The organism is Curtobacterium sp. NPDC089689 (genome assembly GCF_044749145.1).
Classification (GTDB): Bacteria; Actinomycetota; Actinomycetes; order Actinomycetales; family Microbacteriaceae; genus Curtobacterium.
Window position 1 is genome coordinate 127,689 of the sequence record NZ_JBIVHJ010000003.1, and the last position, 20,421, is coordinate 148,109.

General features: G+C 72.6%; 23 protein-coding genes. 17 read left to right on the forward strand and 6 right to left on the reverse strand.

Annotated elements, in window-relative coordinates; all coding sequences use genetic code 11:
• Positions 1-81: 81 nt before the first annotated feature.
• The 15 genes from fliD to ACIPYW_RS12270 all read left to right on the forward strand — a co-directional run bounded on the left by fliD (position 82) and on the right by ACIPYW_RS12270 (position 12,753).
• Positions 82-1,488 carry a flagellar filament capping protein FliD gene (fliD, locus tag ACIPYW_RS12200; RefSeq protein WP_400413873.1) on the forward strand — a complete coding sequence of 469 codons (1,407 nt, stop codon included), beginning with the start codon at positions 82-84 and terminating at the stop codon, positions 1,486-1,488.
• Positions 1,489-1,499: 11 nt separating this feature from the next.
• Positions 1,500-1,982, forward strand: coding sequence for a flagellar export chaperone FliS (fliS, locus tag ACIPYW_RS12205; RefSeq protein WP_400413876.1), 483 nt, complete (start codon positions 1,500-1,502; stop codon positions 1,980-1,982).
• A complete protein-coding gene (locus ACIPYW_RS12210; protein WP_400413878.1) occupies positions 1,972-2,295 on the forward strand; it encodes a hypothetical protein in 324 nt (107 codons plus the stop codon). The genes fliS and ACIPYW_RS12210 overlap by 11 nt, the downstream gene beginning before the upstream one ends.
• Before the next feature lie 261 nt (positions 2,296-2,556).
• Positions 2,557-2,901: a flagellar basal body rod protein FlgB gene (locus ACIPYW_RS12215; RefSeq protein ID WP_400413880.1), complete on the forward strand. Its 345-nt coding sequence runs from the start codon at positions 2,557-2,559 to the stop codon at positions 2,899-2,901.
• Complete coding sequence (locus ACIPYW_RS12220) at positions 2,898-3,293, forward strand: flagellar basal body rod protein FlgC (protein WP_096899330.1); 396 nt, start codon at positions 2,898-2,900, stop codon at positions 3,291-3,293. Before ACIPYW_RS12215 ends, ACIPYW_RS12220 begins: the two co-directional genes overlap by 4 nt.
• Positions 3,293-3,649: a flagellar hook-basal body complex protein FliE gene (gene fliE / locus ACIPYW_RS12225; RefSeq protein ID WP_290131857.1), complete on the forward strand. Its 357-nt coding sequence runs from the start codon at positions 3,293-3,295 to the stop codon at positions 3,647-3,649. The genes ACIPYW_RS12220 and fliE overlap by 1 nt, the downstream gene beginning before the upstream one ends.
• Positions 3,649-5,310: a flagellar basal-body MS-ring/collar protein FliF gene (gene fliF, locus ACIPYW_RS12230; RefSeq protein ID WP_400413883.1), complete on the forward strand. Its 1,662-nt coding sequence runs from the start codon at positions 3,649-3,651 to the stop codon at positions 5,308-5,310. The genes fliE and fliF overlap by 1 nt, the downstream gene beginning before the upstream one ends.
• The gene (fliG, locus tag ACIPYW_RS12235) at positions 5,307-6,374 is read left to right on the forward strand and encodes a flagellar motor switch protein FliG (RefSeq protein WP_400413886.1); all 1,068 of its coding nucleotides are present in this window, start codon (positions 5,307-5,309) and stop codon (positions 6,372-6,374) included. The genes fliF and fliG overlap by 4 nt, the downstream gene beginning before the upstream one ends.
• The gene (locus ACIPYW_RS12240) at positions 6,367-7,002 is read left to right on the forward strand and encodes a hypothetical protein (RefSeq protein WP_400413888.1); all 636 of its coding nucleotides are present in this window, start codon (positions 6,367-6,369) and stop codon (positions 7,000-7,002) included. Before fliG ends, ACIPYW_RS12240 begins: the two co-directional genes overlap by 8 nt.
• Positions 6,999-8,336 (forward strand): FliI/YscN family ATPase, encoded by a 1,338-nt coding sequence (locus ACIPYW_RS12245; RefSeq protein WP_400413890.1) that lies wholly within the window; start codon positions 6,999-7,001, stop codon positions 8,334-8,336. The genes ACIPYW_RS12240 and ACIPYW_RS12245 overlap by 4 nt, the downstream gene beginning before the upstream one ends.
• Positions 8,336-8,767: a flagellar FliJ family protein gene (locus tag ACIPYW_RS12250; protein ID WP_400413892.1), complete on the forward strand. Its 432-nt coding sequence runs from the start codon at positions 8,336-8,338 to the stop codon at positions 8,765-8,767. The genes ACIPYW_RS12245 and ACIPYW_RS12250 overlap by 1 nt, the downstream gene beginning before the upstream one ends.
• Positions 8,764-9,531, forward strand: coding sequence for a C40 family peptidase (locus tag ACIPYW_RS12255; protein WP_400413894.1), 768 nt, complete (start codon positions 8,764-8,766; stop codon positions 9,529-9,531). The genes ACIPYW_RS12250 and ACIPYW_RS12255 overlap by 4 nt, the downstream gene beginning before the upstream one ends.
• The gene (locus tag ACIPYW_RS12260; RefSeq protein ID WP_400413896.1) at positions 9,528-11,063 is read left to right on the forward strand and encodes a flagellar hook-length control protein FliK; all 1,536 of its coding nucleotides are present in this window, start codon (positions 9,528-9,530) and stop codon (positions 11,061-11,063) included. The genes ACIPYW_RS12255 and ACIPYW_RS12260 overlap by 4 nt, the downstream gene beginning before the upstream one ends.
• A 24-nt stretch (positions 11,064-11,087) precedes the next feature.
• Positions 11,088-11,522, forward strand: coding sequence for a flagellar hook assembly protein FlgD (locus ACIPYW_RS12265; protein ID WP_400413899.1), 435 nt, complete (start codon positions 11,088-11,090; stop codon positions 11,520-11,522).
• A 55-nt stretch (positions 11,523-11,577) separates the two neighbouring features.
• Positions 11,578-12,753, forward strand: a complete 1,176-nt coding sequence (locus ACIPYW_RS12270) for a flagellar hook protein FlgE (RefSeq protein ID WP_400413902.1) — start codon at positions 11,578-11,580, stop codon at positions 12,751-12,753.
• 78 nt (positions 12,754-12,831) lie between these two features.
• Here ACIPYW_RS12270 and ACIPYW_RS12275 read toward each other — a convergent pair whose 3' ends face one another.
• The 6 genes from ACIPYW_RS12275 to ACIPYW_RS12300 form a co-directional block, all read right to left on the reverse strand.
• Entirely contained in the window at positions 12,832-13,260 is a 429-nt protein-coding gene (locus tag ACIPYW_RS12275; protein WP_400413905.1) for a hypothetical protein, read from the reverse strand.
• 110 nt (positions 13,261-13,370) lie between these two features.
• Positions 13,371-13,610, reverse strand: a complete 240-nt coding sequence (locus tag ACIPYW_RS12280; protein ID WP_400413907.1) for a hypothetical protein — start codon at positions 13,608-13,610, stop codon at positions 13,371-13,373.
• A gap of 39 nt (positions 13,611-13,649) precedes the next feature.
• Complete coding sequence (locus tag ACIPYW_RS12285; RefSeq protein ID WP_400413909.1) at positions 13,650-14,147, reverse strand: hypothetical protein; 498 nt, start codon at positions 14,145-14,147, stop codon at positions 13,650-13,652.
• Positions 14,148-14,175: 28 nt separating this feature from the next.
• A complete protein-coding gene (locus ACIPYW_RS12290; protein WP_400413911.1) occupies positions 14,176-14,793 on the reverse strand; it encodes a GrpB family protein in 618 nt (205 codons plus the stop codon).
• Positions 14,790-15,251, reverse strand: coding sequence for an HIT family protein (locus ACIPYW_RS12295; protein WP_400413913.1), 462 nt, complete (start codon positions 15,249-15,251; stop codon positions 14,790-14,792). The genes ACIPYW_RS12290 and ACIPYW_RS12295 overlap by 4 nt, the downstream gene beginning before the upstream one ends.
• A gap of 66 nt (positions 15,252-15,317) precedes the next feature.
• Positions 15,318-16,754, reverse strand: a complete 1,437-nt coding sequence (locus ACIPYW_RS12300; protein ID WP_400413916.1) for a helix-turn-helix domain-containing protein — start codon at positions 16,752-16,754, stop codon at positions 15,318-15,320.
• A 129-nt stretch (positions 16,755-16,883) separates the two neighbouring features.
• Here ACIPYW_RS12300 and ACIPYW_RS12305 point away from each other — a divergent pair, with 129 nt between their 5' ends.
• Both ACIPYW_RS12305 and ACIPYW_RS12310 read left to right on the forward strand, forming a co-directional pair.
• Positions 16,884-18,881, forward strand: coding sequence for a phosphoenolpyruvate carboxykinase (GTP) (locus tag ACIPYW_RS12305; protein WP_400414797.1), 1,998 nt, complete (start codon positions 16,884-16,886; stop codon positions 18,879-18,881).
• The gene (locus tag ACIPYW_RS12310; protein ID WP_400413918.1) at positions 18,878-20,362 is read left to right on the forward strand and encodes a glyceraldehyde-3-phosphate dehydrogenase; all 1,485 of its coding nucleotides are present in this window, start codon (positions 18,878-18,880) and stop codon (positions 20,360-20,362) included. The genes ACIPYW_RS12305 and ACIPYW_RS12310 overlap by 4 nt, the downstream gene beginning before the upstream one ends.
• Positions 20,363-20,421: the final 59 nt, after the last annotated feature.

Genomic DNA, 20,421 nt, shown 5'->3' on the forward strand with positions numbered 1-20,421 from the left:
TGAACCCCGCGGCGTCCACCGGCACCGTTCGGGTGTGCCGGTGGGCGCCGCACCCCTCTCGTCCCGTCTGAAGGAGCGCGCGTGTCCTCCGTGTCCTCGAGTTCGTCGCTCGCGATCGACGGCCTGGTCAGTGGCCTCAAGACCACCGACCTCATCAACTCGCTCATGACGATCGAGCAGGTCCCGCAGACCCTGCTGAAGACCAAGCTCACGTCGACGAACTCGTTCATCTCGTCGCTCCAGACGATCAACGGGCTCGTACAGTCCCTCGCCACGAAGGCCACCGACGCCGCGAAGCCAGCGTCACTCGACGTCTTCACGGCGAAGAGCTCGGCGTCGAACGTCACCGTCGCCGCCGGCACCTCGGCCGCCGCCGGATCCGTGTCGTTCACGGTCGGGGCCACGGCCACCGCGCAGGTCGGCGTCACCGCGGCGATGACCACGTGGTCCGTCGATGCCGCCCCGTTGACGATCGTCGGGTCCGACGGCAAGCAGACGACGGTCACCCCGGCGTCCGGATCGCTCGACGACACGGTCTCGGCGATCAACAAGGCCGGAGCGGGTGTCACCGCGACGAAGGTCGCCGCCGGCACCGCAGCGGACGGCACGAAGCAGTACCGCCTGCAGCTGACCGCCACGAAGACCGGTGCCGCCGGCGCGTTCGAGGTGTACCGGGGCACCGGCGACGAGGTCACGGCGGGCACCGCGACGAACGTCCTCACCGGGACCGGCGCCGCGGTCGTCACGGCAGCGCAGGACGCGAGTGTGACGCTCTGGGCCGGCACCGCTGCGGCGCAGACCGTCACCAGCGCCTCGAACACCTTCACCGACCTGCTCCCGGGTGTCGACGTCACGGTCAGCCAGACCACGACGGACCCGGTGACGGTCACGATCGGCCGCGACTCCTCGAAGGCCCAGGCGGTCGCATCCGGACTCGTCGACGCGATCAACGCGATCACGTCCTACTACGGCCAGAACACCGCGGTCACGACGACCACGAGCCCCACCACGGGGACGGCGACCACGACCGCAGGAGTGCTCACCGGGGACGCCACGACGCGGGACGCGATGCAGCGGCTGACGAGCACGATGTCAGCGCCCGTCAACGGGAAGTCCCCGTCGTCGATCGGCATCGTCGTCACGAAGGACGGCGACTTCACGTTCGACGCCGACGTGTTCCAGAAGGCCCTGGCCGCGGACCCCCAGGGCACGCAGGCGATGCTCTCCGGCGTCGCCGCGAACGTCGGGGCCGCCGCGACCGCCGCGTCGGACAAGTACACCGGCTCGATCACCACCTCGATCACCGGCCAGCAGTCGGTCGCGAAGGACCTCACCACCCAGATCGACAGCTGGACCGACCGCCTCACCATGCGCCGTGCGACCCTGCAGACGCAGTACGCGGCGCTCGAGACCAGCCTCAGCAAGCTCCAGTCCCAGTCGAGTTGGCTCGCCGGCCAGCTCTCCGGACTGTCGAGCTCGAGCTCCTGACGGGAACGACCATGACCTACGACCTCCAGACCGCCGCCTTCCGGCAGGCCGCGCAGCCCCGGACCGTGACCGACCAGCGTCGCGCGCAGTACACGAACGAAGCCGTGCTCTCCGCGACGCCGGCCCAGCTCGTGACGATGCTCTACGACCGGCTCCTGCTCGACCTGCACCGCGCCGAGGCCGCGCAGACCGGCTCCGACTGGGAGGCCGCGCGCGAGCAGCTCCTGCACGCGCAGGCCATCGTCAGCGAACTCTCCTCCACCCTGCGCATCGACGCGTGGGACGGCGGCGAGGGCCTCCTCGCGATCTACAACTACGCGAGCACGTCGCTCATCACGGCCAACGTGCACCGTGACGTCCAGGCGACGCGCGACTGCATCCGCATCCTCGAGCCGCTCCGGCAGGCCTGGCACGACGCCGCGGCGTCGCTGCCGGCGGCATCCGCCGCACCGGTCGTCGGACACGTGGCGGGCGGGGCGCTCGGTGTCGCCTGACGACGGCGCCCTCCGGGCCGGCTGGGAGGCACTGCTCACCTCCCTGGAGCAGGACCTCGCCGCGCAGGTGGCCGGGTCGGCGACCGGACCCGCTGCCGGGCCGGCCGCGGCGGCGTGGACCGAGCCGACCGAGCTGGGACCGGTGCCGCGCGACCTGGTGGGTCGTGCCTCCCGGCTGTTGGCCGCGCAGCGGGACCGGGCGAGTGCCCTGGAGGGCGAGCGCGCTGCGGTCCTGGAGCACCTCGGTGCCCTGCGCGCCGTCGACGCGACGCGCGAGCCGCGCGGGGCCGTCTACCTCGACGCCTCCGCGTAGCGCAGCCCCTCTGCACGGAACGCGCGCGTTCCGACGTCGCACGCGTCGAACGACGAGCGGGTTGTCGAAACACGCGCGTTTCGTGAACCAGCCCGGAACCCGCCCTGCCCCGCCCCCCGTTCGGGGCGACGGCTTACGCCCTCGCGCACGGCGGCCGACAGGCCCGTACGAGCAGGGATCGCTCGCCCAACCGGCCACGGATCGGCCACCGCACATCGACGACGTCAGGGGACGCGCGTCGACCGAGGGGACGGTCCAACTGTGTTCGATTCCGTGACGAGCGCCGCACTGCAGAGTGCCCTCGACGGCCTGTCGATGCGCCAGCGGGTGATCGCGAACAACGTCGCGAACATCAACACGCCGAACTACCACGCCGAGAAGGTGCAGTTCGAGGACGCCCTCGCGAAGTCGATCGTCGACGGGAACGGTGCGACGACCCCCACGGTGGCGCGCAGCCTCGAGCCGACGAACACCAACGGCAACAACGTGAACCTCGACGAGGAGACCCTCTCGAACGTCGACACGGTGCTCCGCTACCAGTTCGCGACGCAGGCGATGAACTCCGAGCTCACCAGCGTCCGTGCGGCGATGCGGACGAACTCGTGACCACGTTCGACGCGATCGGCATCGCGAGCACCGGCATGACCGTACACCGGAAGTGGCTCGACGCGATCTCGGACAACATCGCGAACGTCAACACCGTCCGCTCGATGGACGACTCCGCGTTCCAGGCCCGTTACGTCGAGGTCCAGGAGGGTGCCGGCGTCTCAGGCGCCTACGTCAAGGGTGCCGCGTTCGGCAGTGCCGCCGGACGGGTGACGTACGACCCGGACAACCCGCTCGCGAACGCGGAGGGCTACGTCCGCATGCCGGACATCGATCTCGGCACGCAGATGGCGGACCTCATCATGGCCCAGCGCGGCTACCAGGCGAACGCCGCCGTGGTCGACCGTGCCAAGACCGCCTACGAGGCGGCACTGCAGATCGGGAAGAACTGATGCCCATCGACGCCGTGAACGGTGTGACCACCAACGCGATGACCCGCGCCTTCGCCGGCGCGACCGACGCCGCGACCGGCGCCGGTGCCGTCGGCGCGACCGGGGTCGGGACGAGCGCCGCGACCGGCACGTCCGGTGACGGCTTCGCCGCGAGCCTCGGGAACGCGGTCGACGGACTCCAGCAGCTGCAGAGCGACTCGAAGACGCTCGCCCTCAAGGCCGTCACCGGCAACCTCGACGACATCCACGACGCCACCATCGCCGCCACCCGCGCGCAGGTCACGCTCGAGCTCGTCGCGGCCGTCCGCAACAAGGGCGTCGACGCCTTCAACGAGATCATGAGGATGCAGGCCTGATGCCCGTCGCCGTCAAGAACGTCTGGGCGCGCCTCGCCGCCTACGTCAAGGGGTTCAGCGCCGCCCAGCGCACCATCGCGATCCTCGTCGTCGCCGCGCTCGTGCTCGGCGGCATCGCCCTCGCCAGCTGGCTCGGCAAGGCGTCCTACGCGCCGCTCTTCACCGGCCTCGCAGCCGCGGACGCCGCGAGCGTCACCGACCAGCTCACCACCGACGGCGTCCCCTACCAGCTCACCGACGGCGGTGCGACGATCCTCGTCCCGCAGGGCTCCGTGTATTCCGAGCGCCTCAAGGCCGCGGCGAACGGCCTGCCCTCGTCGAACGAGGGCGGCTACTCGCTCCTCGACCAGATGGGCGTGACGAGCTCCGAGTTCCAGCAGAACGTCACCTACAAGCGCGCGATCGAGGGCGAGCTCGCGAAGACGATCCAGGCGATGGACGGCGTGCAGACCGCGTCCGTGCAGCTCGCGATCCCGGAGAAGACCGTGTTCGTGTCCGAGGAGAAGGACCCGACCGCGTCGGTGTTCATCGCCACGAAGAACGGCGCGCAGCTCAGCTCCGACCAGGTGCAGGCGATCGTGCACCTGACGAGCGCCGCGGTCGAGGGCATGCAGCCGACCGACGTGTCCGTCGTCGACTCGAAGGGGCAGACCCTCTCGGCCGTGGGCACGGGCGCCGCGGGCAGCGGGACCGACCAGGCGGCCGACTACGACCAGGCGACCAGCAAGAAGATCCAGGACCTCCTCGACACGACCCTCGGCGCGGGCAACGCGACCGTCGTCGTGTCCGCCACGATGAACCAGAACACCGGTACGAAGACCTCGGAGTCGTTCGCGGCGCCGACGAGCGGCCCGGTCGCCCTCAACGAGTCGAGCACGACCGAGCAGTACGGCGCCGGCTCGGGAGCGGGCGGTGCCGGGGCCACCGGCGTCCTCGGCCCGGACAACATCGCGGTCCCGAACGGCGCCGCGAGCAGCGGCACCGGGAACGACTACAAGAACGAGTCCGCGACGAAGAACAACGCCGTCGACCACACGACCGAGACGACGCAGATCCCGGCCGGGGCGCTGGAGAACCAGTCGATCTCCGTCGCGCTGAACTCGAAGGCCGCGAGCGTGCAGAACGCGAACCTGCAGAGCATCAACGACCTCGTGTCCCGGGCTGCCGGCGTCGACACGAACCGCGGGGACAAGGTCGCCGTGGCGATGATGGACTTCGACACGACCGCCGCCTCCCAGGCCGCTGCCGCGCTCAAGGCGCAGCAGCAGGCCGACCAGCAGGCCTCGCTCTGGGCGACGATCCGGACCGCCGGCATCGTCATCGGCAGCCTCCTCGCGCTCATCGCGATCATGTGGGTGATCGCCCGACGCGCCCGGCGCCAGGAGCGCGAGGCGGTCGACCTGGGCGAGCTCGACGCGTTCGCGGGCGAGACGTTCCAGCTGCCCCTCGCGGTCGACGAGCCCGACGCGCTCCGCGCCGGCGACGCCCCGACCGTCGCACTGCCGACGCTCCCCGTCGAGGACGCGCCGACCGAGCTGCTCACCACCGAGGACATCAGCGCCGAGCGCCGCCGCCAGGACATCCAGGCACTCGCCGAACGCGACCCGAAGCGCACGGCCGACCTCCTCCGCGGGCTCCTCGACGACCGGGCGTCGGTGTGAGCGCCCTCAGCCCGAGCGGCGGCGGTCTCGGCGGACCCGGCTCGTCCGGCGGCGTCGACCGTCCCCTGACCGGGTCGCAGAAGGTCGCGCTCATCCTCATGCAGATGGAGACCGACCGCGCCGCTGAGGTGATGAAGCAGTTCACCGAGCTCGAGGCCGAGGAGATCTCCGCCGAGATCGTCCGGATGCGCCGTGTCGACGACACCGTGGTCGACCGCACGATGACCGAGTTCCACCGCATGACCCAGAGCGGCCGCCTGCAGAAGCGCGGCGGCAAGGAGACCGCGATGGGGCTGCTCGAGGCCTCCTTCGGGGCCGAGCGCGCCGCGGGTGTCATGGACCGGCTCGCGTCGAACCTCGCCGGGCAGTCGTTCGACTTCCTCGACGACGCCGAGCCCGGCCAGGTCGTCACCCTGCTCGAGGGCGAGCTCCCGCAGACCATTGCACTCGTCCTGGCGCACCTGGGGCCCGGGCAGGCGAGCGCGGTGCTCGCGGGCGTCGACGAACGTGCCCGCACCGACGTCGCGCAGGCGTTCGCCACGATGGGCTCCGCCACCCCGGAGGCCGTCGGGATCGTCGCCGGGGTGCTCCGGCAGCGTGCCGGCGCCGTGGTGTCGCCCCGCGAGAGCGTCGAGGTCGTCGGCGGCATCGCACCCCTGGTCGAGATCATCAACCGGTCCGACGTCGCGACCGAGAAGGCCGTGCTCGACGGACTCGAGGCACGGGACCCCGAACTCGCCGAGGACATCCGCTCCCGGATGCTCACCTTCGAGGACATCGTCAAGCTCGAGGCGCGCGACATCCAGCAGGTGCTCCGCGGCATCGACTCGAAGATCCTCGCGACCGCCATGAAGGGCGCTGCCGGGCCGGTCGTCGAGACCATCCGCGCCAACGTGTCCGAGCGCAACCGCGAGCTCCTCGACGACGAGCTGCAGGCGATGGGGCCGATCCGCGTGTCCCAGGTCGAGGAGGCCCGCGCCGAGGTCGTCCGTTCGGTCCGCGAACTCGAGGCCCAGGGCGTCATCACCGTCCACCGCGCCGAGGAGGACGAGCTCGTTGACTGACCAGACCGTCCAGCGCATGACGTTCCCCGTCCTCGGGTCGGGCGCCGGCGCCACCGCCGACCCGGCGGCCGAGGTCCGTGGGCACGCCGCCGGCTACGCCGCGGGGCTCCGTGCCGCGCAGGCCGAGACCGCCGCACTGCAGGTGCGCTTGCAGGCCGAGCACGACCAGCGCCTCGCGTCGCTCACCGCCGACACCGTCCGACGCGTCGCCGTGCTCGACGCCGCGACGAACGCGCTGCTCTCACAGGTGGTGCCGGTCCTCCGCGACGCCGAGGCGTCGCTCGCGGACGCGGCCATGGACCTGGCCGAGGCCGTCGTCGGGTACGCGATCCGTGCCTCCCGTCCGGTGGCCGCCACCAGCGACGGCTCGGAGGCGCGGGGTGCGTCCGGCGCGGAGGCCACCGTCCTGCGGGCGCTCGCCTCGGTCGACCCGACGGTCGCGGTGCGCGTCCGCGTCAGCGTCGCCGATGCGGCGCGCGTCGCCGACCTCGACACGGCGGTCCCGGTCGTGGGCGACCCGTCGCTGTCCGACGGCGACGCCGTCGTCGACCTGCCGGACGGGCTGCTCGACGCCCGCATCGGCGCGGCGCTCGACCGTGCACGCGAGGCCCTGGGAGCCGCCCGGTGACCGCGACCCTCCTGCGTCCGCGCGGCCTCGACGCCGCGGTCGCCGATGCCCGGCCCGTCCGCCAGGGCGTCGTGACGAGCGCCGTCGGGCTCGGTCTCACGGTCGCGGGGCTCGACGCGCACGTCGGCGAGGTCGTCCTCGTCGGCGCCGAGGGGGCACCGCAGACGGCCGTCGAGGTCGTCGCGACCGACCCGACCGGTGTGCGGTGCATGCCGCTCGGACGGCTCGTCGGCGTCACCGCCGGCACGCCCGCCCGACCCACCGGTCGCCCGGTGCTCGTCCCGACCGGGACCGGGCTCTTCGGGCGGGTGCTCGACGGGCTCGGACGGCCGATCGACGGCCGCGGACCGCTCGACCCCGACGCCCTGGTGCCGCTCGACCACCCGACGCCGAACGCCATGGGGCGCGCCCGCATCGACACGCCGCTGCAGCTCGGTGTCCGTGTGCTCGACACCCTGACCACCGTCGGCCGGGGGCAGCGCATGGGCCTCTTCGCGGGCTCCGGCGTGGGGAAGTCCTCGCTGCTGTCGATGATCGCGCGGGGGAGCGACGCGGCCGTCAACGTCATCGCGCTCGTGGGGGAGCGCGGCCGCGAGGTGCGTGAGTTCCTCGAGGACGACCTCGGCGCGGAGGGCCTCGCCCGGTCGATCGTCGTCGTGTCGACCTCGGACGAGCCCGCCCTGATGCGTCTCCGTGCAGCGTTCGTCGCGACCCGGATCGCCGAGTCGTTCCGCGACGCCGGGCAGGACGTCGTGCTCATGATGGACTCGCTGACCCGCGTCGCCATGGCCCAGCGGGAGATCGGCCTGTCGGTCGGGGAGCCGCCGGCCACCCGGGGCTACCCGCCGTCGACGTTCTCGGTGCTCGCCGGACTGCTTGAGCGGGCCGGGACCGACCGGGTCGGCAGCGTCACGGGGCTCTACACGGTGCTCGTGGACGGCGACGACCACAACGAGCCGATCGCCGACGCCGCGCGGAGCATCCTCGACGGGCACGTCGTCCTCGACCGGAAGCTCGCGGTGACCGGGCACTTCCCGTCGATCGACGCGCTCGGGTCGGTGTCGCGCGTCGCCTCGAAGGTGACGACCCGTGAGCAGCGGGACACCGCGACGGCACTCCGGACGGTGATGGCCGCCCGCCGTGCCGCGCAGGACCTCCTCGACGTCGGCGCGTACCAGCGCGGGACGAACCCGCTCGTCGACGCCGCGGTCGACCACCAACACGCGATCGACGCCTTCCTCCGGCAGGGCATGGACGAGCGCGTGACGGCGGCCGGTTCGTGGGACGCCCTCGGCTCCCTCGTGCGCACGCTCGGTGTCGGGGGTGGTGCCTGATGGCCAGGAAGTTCCCGCTCGCCGGCCTGCTCCGGCTCCGGCACGCCGAACAGGACCGTGCGGCCGCCGGGCTCGCAGCCGCGAACGAGCGGCTCCGCGACGCCGCCGACGCCCGGGTCGCTGCCCGCCGTTCGCTCGCGGACCAGGCCGACGCGCAGCCCGTCCAGGACGCCGCGACCCTCAGCGCCGTCGCCGCCGCTCGGGCGGCCACGCGCGGGATGCTCGAGGAGCTCGACGCCGTCGTGCAGAGCCGCCGCGCCGACGCCGACCGGGCCCAGGACACGTACAACACCGCACGACGCGCGGCCCTCGGGCTCGAGAAGCTCGAGGAGCAGCACACCGTCGCCGCCACCGCGGAGGAACTCCGCACCGAACAGAACGCCCTCGACGAGATCGCGGCACGGAGCCGCGCGGAAGGTGGTGCCCGATGAGCGTGGACGCCGTGCTCTCCCGGATCTCGGAGATCCAGGGCCAGATCGACGCCCTGCGCACGGGGAGCATCGACACGACGTCGTCCGCCGGGTCCGCGTCGACGGAGTCCTCCACGGCGTTCGCCGATGCCCTCGCCACGGCGAACGGATCGGGGACGGGGGCGACCGGCGCTGCCGGTGCCTCCGGCCTCACGGCTGCCGCGGGGCTCGCCGGGACGACGCCCGCCACGTCGGTCGACGCCGGGAAGGGCACCATCGCCACGGGCAGCGGCGCGACCGGTGCCGACGTCGTCGCCGACGCGAAGAAGTACCTCGGCGTCCCGTACGTGTTCGGCGGGACCACGACCGCCGGCATGGACTGCTCGGGGCTCGTGCAGACCGTGTTCAAGGACCTCGGCGTCACCATGCCGCGGGTCGTGCCGGACCAGGCGAAGATGGGGGTCGCGGTCGGCTCGCTCAAGGACGCGCAGCCCGGGGACCTCATCGTCCCCAAGGGCGAGCAGCACATCGTCATCTACGTCGGCGACGGCAAGGTCCTGCACGCGCCGCGACCGGGCAAGGACGTCCGGATCGTCGACAACTGGTACTCCGACGCCGACATCGCCACGATCCGCCGCATCGTGCCGTCTGCACAGGACGCCGCCCGGACCGCAGCCGTCGGCAGCGCCGGGGCCGGCACCGCCGGGTCCGGGACCGCCGGGTCCGGGACCGACCTCCAGACCGCCGCACTGATGGCCCTGATGCAGTCCGGGAGCGCCGCATGAGCACGATGATCGCAACCACGCCGCCGACGGCCGCCGCCACCGGACGGCCGTCGTCGACGCGTCCCGGCGACGGGGGAGCAGCGTTCGGCGACGTGCTCGCCGGTGCGGCGCCCACCGGCCCCCAGCCCCGCGGTCCGCGACAGGACCATGCTGCGGCCGGCACCGGGGGCGACACCGCTCCCCGGGCGACCGGCGCCGGCACGACGTCGTCCGACACGGCCGCACCGGGCACGGAGCGGCCGGACGAGCAGGGCGGCGCGACGACGACCGCCGTCATCGGCAGCAGCGTGGACGGTACCGCCGGCGGGACGCCCGCCGGGACGCCGGTGCCGATGGTCGCCCTCTTCGGCGGGGCACTCCCCGCGAGCGCCGGCACGACCACGAGCGGGACGGACCCCGTCGGCGTGACCGGGACGGCCGGAGCGTCAGTGGCTGGCACCGCGGCCGGTGCCGTGGCGACAGCCGCCGCGACCGCCGCCCCGACCGCCGCGACCACCGCCCCGACCACTGCCCTGACCACCCCGGCACCCGTCCCCGCTCCGCCCCCGCCCGGGGCCGCCCCCGCCGACGCCCGCCCCGCGACCACCACGAGCGAGGTCCCCGCGACGGCGTCGGCCCCGTCGGTGCACGCCTCGACCGCACTCGCCGGCACCCAGACGGTCGCGACGACCCAGGAGCCGACCACCACCTCGGGCGCAACCCGGTCCACGACGACGGCCACGGTCACGGCACCGTCCCCGACGACGGCCGCACCCGTGCAGCCGCTCAGCACTCCGGCGGCCACGACGGACGCCAGTGCGACGGCCGCCGCCGCGGCAGTGCCCTCGGGCACGAGGACCACGCAGCCCGCCACGGCCCAGCCCGAGGCGACGGCAGCCACCACCGGCGCGGGGACCGCGAGCCCCGCTGAGCCGACGGGGGCCGCGGGCACCCGCACGGGCGGCGACGGGACCGGCGCCGGGACGGACCGACGGCCGAGCGCCGGAGCCGCGCCGAGCCTCCAGGCCGTCGACGGCGCACGCGCCGGAGCCGCACCCGCATCGTTCCCGACACCGTCGACGACCGCTCCCACTGCCGCGGCGACGCCGTCCGGCGCCGCGACCGCGAACGCCGCGCCAGCGACCTTCACCCAGCAGCTCGCCCGACCGGTGTTCTCCCTCGCCCACGCCGGACCGGGGGAGCACGTCGTCACCGTGCAGGTGACGCCGGACACGTTGGGGCCGGTCACCGTGCGGGCCCACGTGACCGCGCACAGCATGCACGTCGAGCTCTACGCGCCGTCCGACGCCGGACGCGAGGCCGTCCGCCAGGTCCTGCCGGACCTCCGCCGCGACGCTGCCGGCACCGGTTTGTCGACGACGCTCGACCTGTCCTCGCAGAACCACCCGGACTCCGCCCCGCGGCGCGACGATCGCCCGGCGCCCGGTCCGCAGGCGGTCCGCGACGACCGGGAGGCACGACCCGCCCCCGCCACCCACCGCACCCCGACCACGACCACCGTCCGCACCGCGGGCCTCGACGTCCTCGCCTGAGCGACGGCACGAAAGGACCACACCATGCCCCTCGACGGCATCACCGGGTCGGTCGACCTGGCCACGCAGGCCGCGGCCCTCGCCGCGAACCAGTCGTCCTCGCGGTCGCAGACGATGGACTCCGAGGTGTTCATGAAGCTGCTCGTCACGCAGCTCCGGAACCAGGACCCGTCCTCGCCGATGGACACCAACCAGATGATCAGCCAGCAGACGCAGCTCGCGATGATGGAGCAGATCACGAACCAGACCACGACGGCGAACGAGAACTTCTCGCTGCAGATGCGGATCGCCGCCGCGAACCTCGTCGGGAAGCAGGTCAGCTACACCGACGCCACCACGGGGAAGTCGATCGAGGGGACCGCGACAGCGGTGTCGTACGCGGGAAGCGTCCCCACGGTCACGGTGGGCGGGAAGGAGGTCGACCTCGACGTGATCTCCGGCATCAAGACCGCCTCCTGACCTCCCTCCACCCACCTTCTTCTTCTTCTTCGGTACCTCCACGAAAGGACGCACCATGCTCCGCTCGCTCTACTCCGGGATCTCCGGTCTCCGCTCCCACCAGGAGATGCTCGACGTCACCGGCAACAACATCGCCAACGTCAACACCGTCGGCTTCAAGTCGTCGTCGACCGTCTTCCAGGACACCCTGTCGCAGATGACCCAGGGCGCCGGTGGGCCGCAGACCGGCATCGGCGGCACGAACCCCGCTCAGATCGGCCTCGGCGTGCAGGTCGCCGGTGTCTCCACGAACTTCGCCCAGGGCTCGGCGCAGGCCACCGGCAAGGCGACCGACCTCATGATCTCCGGCGACGGGTTCTTCGTCACGCGCCTCGGCACCGACACCGTGTACACCCGCGCCGGCGCGTTCGACTTCGACGCCGACGGCCGCCTGGTCTCCTCGGACGGCAAGATCGTCCAGGGGTACCCGGCCGTGAACGGCGTGGTCAACGACAACGGCCAGCTCGGCGACATCACCCTGCCGCTCGAGGCCGCCGCGCCCGCGGTCCGCACGTCCACCGCAGCCCTCACCGGCAACCTGCCGTCGGACACCGTGGTCGACGGCAAGGTCACGCGCGACGCCACCGTCTACGACGCGAACGGTGCGAAGAAGACGATGTCGATCACGTACACGCGCACCGCCGCCGGCTGGGACGTCGCGGCCGACGACGGGCAGGGCAACAAGGCCGCGTCGGCGATCACGTTCAAGGGCGACGGCACGGTCGCCACCGGCGGCGCGCTCACCGTCGGCGGGATCGCGGTCGACATGTCCGGCCTCACCGGGTTCGCGACGCTCAACACGGCGACCATCTCGTCGCAGAACGGCCACGAGGCCGGGTCGCTCCAGGGCTACTCGATCGCGAAGGACGGCACCGTCACGGGCACCTTCTCGAACGGTGCGTCGCTCGCCCTCGGCCGGATCGCCCTCGCGACCTTCGCCAACCCGGCCGGCCTCGAGAAGACCGGCGCCTCGGGCTACCGTGCGACGGCGAACTCCGGCCAGGCCTCCGTGGGCGGACCCGGCTCGGCGGGCGTCGGCTCGCTCGCGGCGGGCACGCTCGAGATGTCGAACGTCGACCTGTCGCAGGAGTTCACGAACCTCATCGTGGCGCAGCGCGGGTTCCAGGCGAACGCACGCATCATCACGACCTCGGACGAGGTGCTGCAGGAGCTGACGAACCTGAAGCGCTGACGCGCCCGAGCACCCACCAGGTCGTGACGAGGGGGCCCTGCCGATGTCGGCAGGACCCCCTCGTTCGCTCGGCGCGGGTCAGAGCTCGCCGAGCACCTTCCGCCGTGCCGCCGTCAACGTGGCGTACTCGTCGTCGGTGATGAGCTCGCGGACGCCGGTCGCGAGGACCGCGGACCGGATCGCTTCCTCGGCGCCCGAGCGGTCCCGGAGGTGGGCGTCCGAGTGCCGGACGGCCCGTCCGGCCTGCTGGGCTGCCTCGATCTCCTCGACACGACCCGCAGCGCCGGCGGCGTCGAGTGCGTGCTGCCAGGCGGCGAGGAGGTCGGCGTTCGTCACCATCCGTCCGTCCGCGCCGCCCTGGATGGCGAGCGACGCGCTCGGCTCGGGCACCACGATGCCCTCGTCGGCCTTCCAGGTGACGTCGAGCGCTTCTGCTTCCTCGGAAGTGATCCGCCCTGCGCGCTCGATCATCGTCCGCAGTGCGGCGTTGCTGGTGTCGTCCGACACGGTGTCCTCTCCGACCGACGCCCTCGCGTGGTCCGGTCCATCCTGCCGGGTGGAGGGCCGTGCCCAGGGGCTGCACAAGTGCGGGGCGAGGGCAGGCGCGTCTCGTTCGCCTACCGAGGCGGACGCACACCGGGCTCGGCTCGTCGACCCACGCCGAGCCAGGCCACCGCACCCAGGACGGGCACCACGATGATGAGCGCTGCCCACGCGAGGGCCAGCCACGGTGACAGGCCTCGAGCGGCCCGGCCCAGCGACACCAACGCGACGACCGTGAGCGCCACCGTGATGACCGCCAAGACGGACCACACGAGGTCGTACGGGGCCGGGACCAGGGGATTGCTCGTCTCCATGAGGGAACGGTAGCGCAGCGACGTCCTCGGCGTGTCCGTTCAGGCCTGGAACCAGGCGCCGCGCACCCGCTCGATCTGCTCGTCGACCGTCATGCCCGTGACGTCGAGGACGAGGTCCACGGCCGGCGGGACGGCGGTCATCCGGTGGAGCAGCTCGAACTCCTCGTCCGTGATGAAGACCGGACGGGTCGCTGCTCGATCGCGAGCTCCGTCGACGGAGACGGCCAGGTGCACGATGAAGCACCTCGGCAGGTGTTCGCGGTACACGGGCAGGACCTCCGAAGTGACGACGTCGGAGGCGGTGACGTCGAAGCCCGCGCCCTCGAGGTTCCGCGCCAGCGCCGCGGTGTTCCGGGCAGCCAGCTCGTGCTGCGCCGTCCCCTCCGGTCCGGACCACGGCGTCGCAGCACCGGCGACGACGAGCTGACGGACGTCGTCGCCGTCGATGTACGCGGCACGCTCCCGTTCAGCGGCGAGCGCCCGCGCGCACGTCGTCTTCCCGACGGCAGGGCCTCCGGTGAGGATCAGTGGTCGCACGGGCGAGTCCTTCCGTGGTCCCGAGCGTTCACGATCGGGGTCGAGGGTCGTGGCCGTGCTCCGGATCGGCCGCGAACGCGCGCTCGTAGATGTCGTACACGACCGCGGCCTTCGCGTCGTTGTACCGGAGTCCGTCCTCACCCCGAACCGCACGCGCCTTCGCATCGGCGTAGACCTGCCGGTCCTCGGCGTGCTCGCGCAACCACCTCACGAAGACACGGTGACGCTGCGGCTCGACCGCCCCCGGCCCCCACACGTGGAGGTTCGTGTTCGGGTCGCCGAGGGTGAGCTGCCGGTGCGGGTCCCCGGCGATCGCGTCCCGGAAGAGGAGGCGGAACCCGACCGCCTCGAGCTGCGGCAGCCATGCGCCCTCGTCGAGGACATCGGGCACGAGCAGGTCGACGTCGACGACCGGCTTCGCCGTCATGCCCGGCACGGCCGTGGAGCCGACGTGCTGGACACGAGGGTGGTCGCCGAGCGCCCCCACGACGAGGTCCCGCACGAGCGTGTACGCATCCGGCCACCGCGGGTCGTACGGCTGCGGCGGACCGGGTTCGGTCTGTCGGAACGCCACACGCTCGGACTGCCGCGTGGCGTTGCTCCCGGCGGCGAACGGGCGCCAGAGGGGGTGTTCGGGCACGGTCACGTCCCCGAACGGTCCGGCGCCGGTGCGTGCCCCGTGTCGATGTGCCGACGCAGACCCTCGCGTTCGTCGTCGTCGAGCGGTACGAGGGGGTACCGGGTCGGGTCCTCGCGGAACTCGTACCCGTCGTCGTCCTGGCGCGGGATCACGTGCAGGTGCGCGTGCGGCACACCCTGGTCGGCGCTGGCGCCGTTGGACATGAGCAGGTTCGTCCCCGTCGTCACGTCGCCGAAGAGCGCACGGACCGCCCGGTCCGCCCGCTGCGCCAGGAGAGCCATCTCGACGACCTCCTCCTCGGTGAGCGAGGCGAAGTCCTCGGCATGCCGCCGGGGGAGGACGAGGACGTGCCCTTGGTTGATGGGCTGGCGGTCGAGCACGACGAGGGTCCGAGGGCCGCCTCCGACGATGTCGAAGGAGTCAGCGGCGATGTTGCGGCAGAAGGTGCAGTCGGCTCCGACCATGCGTGCGACGGTAGCGGCCGGGAGGCGCGGCTCGGCCCCGACGCGCGGCTCGCGTCCGGGACTGCGTCAGTCGGCGTGCGCCTCGAGGAACCGGTAGACCTCGCCGTCGTCGACCCCGGGGAAGCGACCGGTGGGCAGGGGAGCGAGGACGTGCTCGCCGAGCTTGGCGCTCGGCCAGGCGACATCCCGCCACTTCGCCTCGAGTGGCGCGGGCGGGCGTCGGCAGCACGACGGGTCGGGGCAGTTCGACTGCCGCCGGACGGTGGTGTCGCGTCCCCGGAACCACTGCGCGTGCGCGAACGGCGTCCCGAGCGTGATCGAGAACTCGTCGTCGTCGGTGCCCGTCTGCACGCTGCACCAGTACGTGCCGTTCGGCGTGTCCGTGTACTGGTAGTGCTCGCGTGAGCGGTTCCGGTCCTCGAACGCCGTCCGGGACGCCCACTTCGCACACACGACCTGCCCGACGATCCCGCCGTCGGTGTCGGTCGGGAACGTGATGCCGTCGTTCTCGTAGCCCTTCACGATCGCACCAGACCGGCGCACACGGACGAAGTGCACGGGGAGGTCGAGGAAGCGGGTCGCGAGCGTGGTGAACCGGTGCGCGGCCGTCTCGTGCGTGACCCCGAACGCGTCGCGGAAGTCCTCGAGGGCGATGTCGCGTCGGGACTTCGCCTGCTGCAGGAACGGCACGGCGGCGTCCCGCGGGACGAGGCAGGCCGCCGCGAACGCCGTGATCTCGATGCGCTGCCGCAGGAACTCGGCGTAGTCGGTGGGCGGCCGGTGCCCGAGGACCACGTGCGCGAGCGCCTGCAGCGCCAGGCTCCGCAAGCCCCGACCACCGGGTGTCGCGGCCGGCGGCAGGTAGATCACGCCGTGCTCGCGGTCGGTGATCGTGCGCGACGACGCGGGCAGGTCGTCGGCGTGCACGAGCCGGTACCCGAGCTTCGATGCCAGCGCCGCGACGGTGTGGTGCATGAGCGGCCCCGGCGGACGCTCGACCGTCCCGAGCAGGTCGGCGGCCTGGTCCTCGATGTCCTCGTAGTAGTTGTCGGACGACTGGCCCTGCAGCCGCAGTGCGATCATCGCCTCCCGTCCGGCGGCCTGGGTGACCGCCGACTCGCGGACCCGTCGCTCCAACGCCTCGTGCAGGGCGACGACGCTCGCGAGGGCGTCGTCGGGCAGGCTCTTCCGGACGTCGATGCGCGGCAGGTCGAGACGAGCGGCGAGCGGGCCGTCCTGGTGGGCGGCGAGCTCGAGCTCGAGTCGGGCACGCTCGGTCGGCGGGGTCGACGAGGTCAGCGTGGACACGGGGACGTCCAGCGCCGCCGCGATCTTCGTGAGCACGGAGACCTTCGGCTCGCGAAGCCCGTTCTCGATCATCGAGAGGCGGCTCGGCGCGAGGTCGGTGGCGCGACCGAGGACGTCGAGGGTCATCCCGCGGGTCGTGCGCACGTGGCGGATCCACTGCCCGAGCAGTCGCTGGGGGCGGTCGTCGTGGGACATGTCGTCACTCTTCCTCGAGTGTGAAGAACTGCTGTTCTTCTCCGTCTGGCCGACAGCCTAGCGGGCGGACAGCCCCGCATGCTGGGGACCACGACCACCGTAGGGCTCGACGAGGAGACCACCATGACGATGACCGTTCCGTCCCGTGACCGCCGCTTCGGCGACGCCGAGACCGGCCCGATCCCCACTGCGACCGTGCACCGGCACACCCACCCGCCGGTGGGGCCGTGCCCCAGCGCCGAGGTGCCGGACGGTGCGTACCGGCACGGACTGGCGAACCGCGCACTCGCGGACTGGGTCGTGCGCACGGCGCTGCTGACCCGACCGGACGAGGTCGTCTGGTGCGACGGTTCGGACCCCGAGTGGACCCGCCTGACCGACCGCATGGTGGAAGAAGGCGCACTCATCCGCCTCGACCCGGGGCTGCGGCCGGACAGCTTCCTGGCCCGGAGCACCCCGGACGACGTCGCCCGGATGGAAGACCGCACCTTCATCTGCACGAGCGACCCCGCCGACGCCGGCCCGACGAACAACTGGCGCGACCCGCGGTCGATGCACGCCGAGCTCAACGGCCTGTTCGCGGAGTCCATGCGCGGCCGGACGATGTACGTCGTCCCGTACTCGATGGGGCCGGTCGGCGGCGCGATCTCGCAGCTGGGCGTGCAGGTCACCGACTCCGCCTACGCCGCCGTCTCGCTCGCGCTGATGGCTCGGGTGGGCGACGACGCGCTCGAACGCATCGGACCCGACACGCAGTGGGTCGCGGGCGTGCACAGCGTCGGCTACCCGCTCCGGAACGCCGACGGCACCCGGCGCCCGGACGTCGCGTGGCCGAGCAACCCGACGAAGTACATCTCGCACTTCCCGGAGGAGCGGGCGATCTGGTCGTTCGGCTCCGGCTACGGCGGCAACGCGCTGCTGTCGAAGAAGTGCTTCGCGCTCCGGATCGGTTCGACGATCGCCCGCGACGAGGGGTGGCTCGCCGAGCACATGCTCCTGCTCAAGCTCACCGACCCGGCCGGCCGTGCGTTCCACGTCGCCGCGGCCTTCCCGAGCGCGTGCGGCAAGACGAACCTCGCGATGCTCCAGCCCACGCTTCCGGGCTGGCGCGTCGAGACGATCGGCGACGACATCGCCTGGCTCCGGCCGGGCGCGGACGGACGGCTGTACGCGATCAACCCCGAGGCCGGCATCTTCGGCGTGGCTCCGGGGACGTCGGTGTCGACGAACCCCGTCGCGATGGACACGATGCGGAAGCGGACGATCTTCACGAACGTCGCCCTGACCGAGGACGGGGACGTCTGGTGGGAGGGGCTGACCGACGAGCCGCCGGCACACCTCATCGACTGGCGGGGCGAGCACTGGACACCGGCGAAGGGCACGCCGGCGGCGCACCCGAACGCCCGGTTCACGAGCCCGATCGAGCAGTGCCGGACCCTCGCGGACGACTGGCACGAGCAGGACGGCGTCCCGGTCGACGCGATCCTCTTCGGCGGGCGCCGGGCGACGAACGTGCCGCTCGTCGTCGAGACGGAGAGCTGGGCGCAGGGCGTCTTCGTCGGCGCGACGGTGTCGAGCGAACGCACCGCGGCGCAGGAGGGCACGGTCGGCGAACTCCGCCGGGACCCCTTCGGCATGCTCCCGTTCGTCGGCTACGACATGGGGTCGCACTGGCAGCACTGGCTCGACGTCGGCGAAGAGCTCGGCGCGGGTGCTCCGAAGGTCTTCCAGGTCAACTGGTTCCGGAAGGGCGAGGACGGCGCGTTCCTCTGGCCCGGCTTCGGGGAGAACGCCCGCGTCCTCGCGTGGATCGCGGACCGGGTCGCGGACCCGGACGCGCCGACCACGCGCGCGACGCCACTCGGCGCGGTCCCCGCGGAGGGCGCGCTCGACGTGCGCGGTCTCGGGGTGTCGGGGACGAGCCTCCAGGCCCTGTTCGACGTCGACCCCGCCAGCTGGCTCGACGAGGCGGACCGGACCGAGGAGTTCTTCGAGTCGCTCGGTGGGACCGTCCCGGCCGCGGTGCGGGCAGAGCTCCGGGCACTGCGGGCTCGGCTCGAGGCGGCGGCAGCAGCACCCGCAGCGGCCGGGGGCACGACGCCGGCGCGCGTCGAGGTCGCGGCGTGAACCGCGCGGACACCGACCGGGTCCTCGACGAGTGGGTCGACCGGGCGTCGGTCGCCGCCGCGATGGTCCCGATCGTCGACGGACTCCACCGACGGCACGACGTCGTGACGACGATCCACGGTCGCCGGCTCGTCGGTCGGTCGGTGCACGAGATCCTCAAGCTGCACCGGTTCGCGCGGCACGTGGACGGCGTCGAACTGTCCCCGCACGAGGTCCTGCCGGTCCTGCACGCGCTGACGACCCTCGACCTCGGTCCGTCGGTGGTCGACGTCGCCGACTGCAACGCCGGCTTCCGCAGGCAGGACGCGCTCGAGCTCGACGACTACCTCCGGCACGTCCTCGCCGAAGCGGTCGGCACCGGTCAGTACGCGGCGCCGCCGCGCGACGTCGTCATCCACGGGTTCGGACGGATCGGCCGGCTCGTCGCGCGGATCCTCCTGGCCCGGTCGGGAGGCGCGTACGGACTCCGCCTCCGCGCGGTCGTCCTGCGCTCCACGGGTCCGGAGGACCTGGTCAAGCGGGCGAGCCTGTTGCGTCGGGACTCCGTGCACGGACCCTTCGACGGGACGATCACCGTCGACCATGAGGAGCAGACGATCACCGCGAACGGGACCGTCATCCGGTTCATCGGTGCGGCGTCGCCGTCCGACGTCGACTACGCCGCGTACGGCATCGACGCCGCCGTCGTCGTCGACAGCACCGGGGTCCGGACCGACCGGGAGTCGCTGTCGGCGCACCTCGCGGCACCAGGGGTGTCCCGTGTCCTGCTGACCGCCCCGGCCTCCGGCGGCGTGCCGAACGTCGTGCACGGGGTCAACGACGCGATGATCGGGGACGAGCCGATCGTCGCGGCGGCGTCCTGCACGACGAACGCGATCACGCCGGTGCTCGCCGCGCTCGAGGCCGAGTACGGCATCGAGCACGGACACGTGGAGACGGTGCACTCGTTCACGAACGACCAGAACCTCACCGACAACCACCATCCCGGGCCCCGGCGTGGTCGGTCCGCGGCGCTCAACATGGTGCCGACGAAGACCGGTGCCGCGAAGGCCGTGGCGAAGGCGTACCCGCCGCTCGCGGGGAAGCTCACCGGGAGCGCGATCCGGGTCCCGACGCCGGACGTGTCGATCGCGGTCCTGACGTTGACGCTCGGTCGCGGCGTGACCCGCGAGGAGCTCAACGCGCACCTCCGCGAGGTCTCGCTGCGCTCGGCCCTCCGCCGCCAGGTCGACTACGTCGAGTCGCCGGAGGTCGTGTCGAGCGACTTCCTCGGTTCGCGGAAGGCCGGGGTCGTCGACGGGCTCGCGACGATCGCCGACGGCGGCCGGCAGGTGGTGGTCTACGTCTGGTACGACAACGAGTACGGGTACAGCCGGCAGGTCGTGCGGGTGCTCGAGACGATGAGCGGGCACCGGGCGCTGACGCTCCCGGCGACGGCGACGGCGTTGTCGGCTGCGGTGCCCGTCGCGCTCCCGGTGTGATCCCGGGCTGAGGTTCGCACAACCAAAGTCGTCCCGAACCGCGGGAAGGCGTGGTTCGG

Excerpts from the sequence above, each read along its gene's own strand:
- fliS (WP_400413876.1), top strand. The coding sequence starts at position 1,500 with ATGACCTACGACCTCCAGACCGCCGCCTTCCGGCAGGCCGCGCAGCCC.
- fliE (WP_290131857.1), top strand. The coding sequence starts at position 3,293 with ATGCCCATCGACGCCGTGAACGGTGTGACCACCAACGCGATGACCCGC.
- fliF (WP_400413883.1), top strand. The coding sequence starts at position 3,649 with ATGCCCGTCGCCGTCAAGAACGTCTGGGCGCGCCTCGCCGCCTACGTC.
- ACIPYW_RS12250 (WP_400413892.1), top strand. The coding sequence starts at position 8,336 with ATGGCCAGGAAGTTCCCGCTCGCCGGCCTGCTCCGGCTCCGGCACGCC.
- ACIPYW_RS12255 (WP_400413894.1), top strand. The coding sequence starts at position 8,764 with ATGAGCGTGGACGCCGTGCTCTCCCGGATCTCGGAGATCCAGGGCCAG.
- ACIPYW_RS12260 (WP_400413896.1), top strand. The coding sequence starts at position 9,528 with ATGAGCACGATGATCGCAACCACGCCGCCGACGGCCGCCGCCACCGGA.
- ACIPYW_RS12265 (WP_400413899.1), top strand. The coding sequence starts at position 11,088 with ATGCCCCTCGACGGCATCACCGGGTCGGTCGACCTGGCCACGCAGGCC.
- ACIPYW_RS12270 (WP_400413902.1), top strand. The coding sequence starts at position 11,578 with ATGCTCCGCTCGCTCTACTCCGGGATCTCCGGTCTCCGCTCCCACCAG.
- ACIPYW_RS12280 (WP_400413907.1), bottom strand. The coding sequence starts at position 13,610 with ATGGAGACGAGCAATCCCCTGGTCCCGGCCCCGTACGACCTCGTGTGG.
- ACIPYW_RS12295 (WP_400413913.1), bottom strand. The coding sequence starts at position 15,251 with ATGGTCGGAGCCGACTGCACCTTCTGCCGCAACATCGCCGCTGACTCC.
- ACIPYW_RS12300 (WP_400413916.1), bottom strand. The coding sequence starts at position 16,754 with ATGTCCCACGACGACCGCCCCCAGCGACTGCTCGGGCAGTGGATCCGC.
- ACIPYW_RS12305 (WP_400414797.1), top strand. The coding sequence starts at position 16,884 with ATGACCGTTCCGTCCCGTGACCGCCGCTTCGGCGACGCCGAGACCGGC.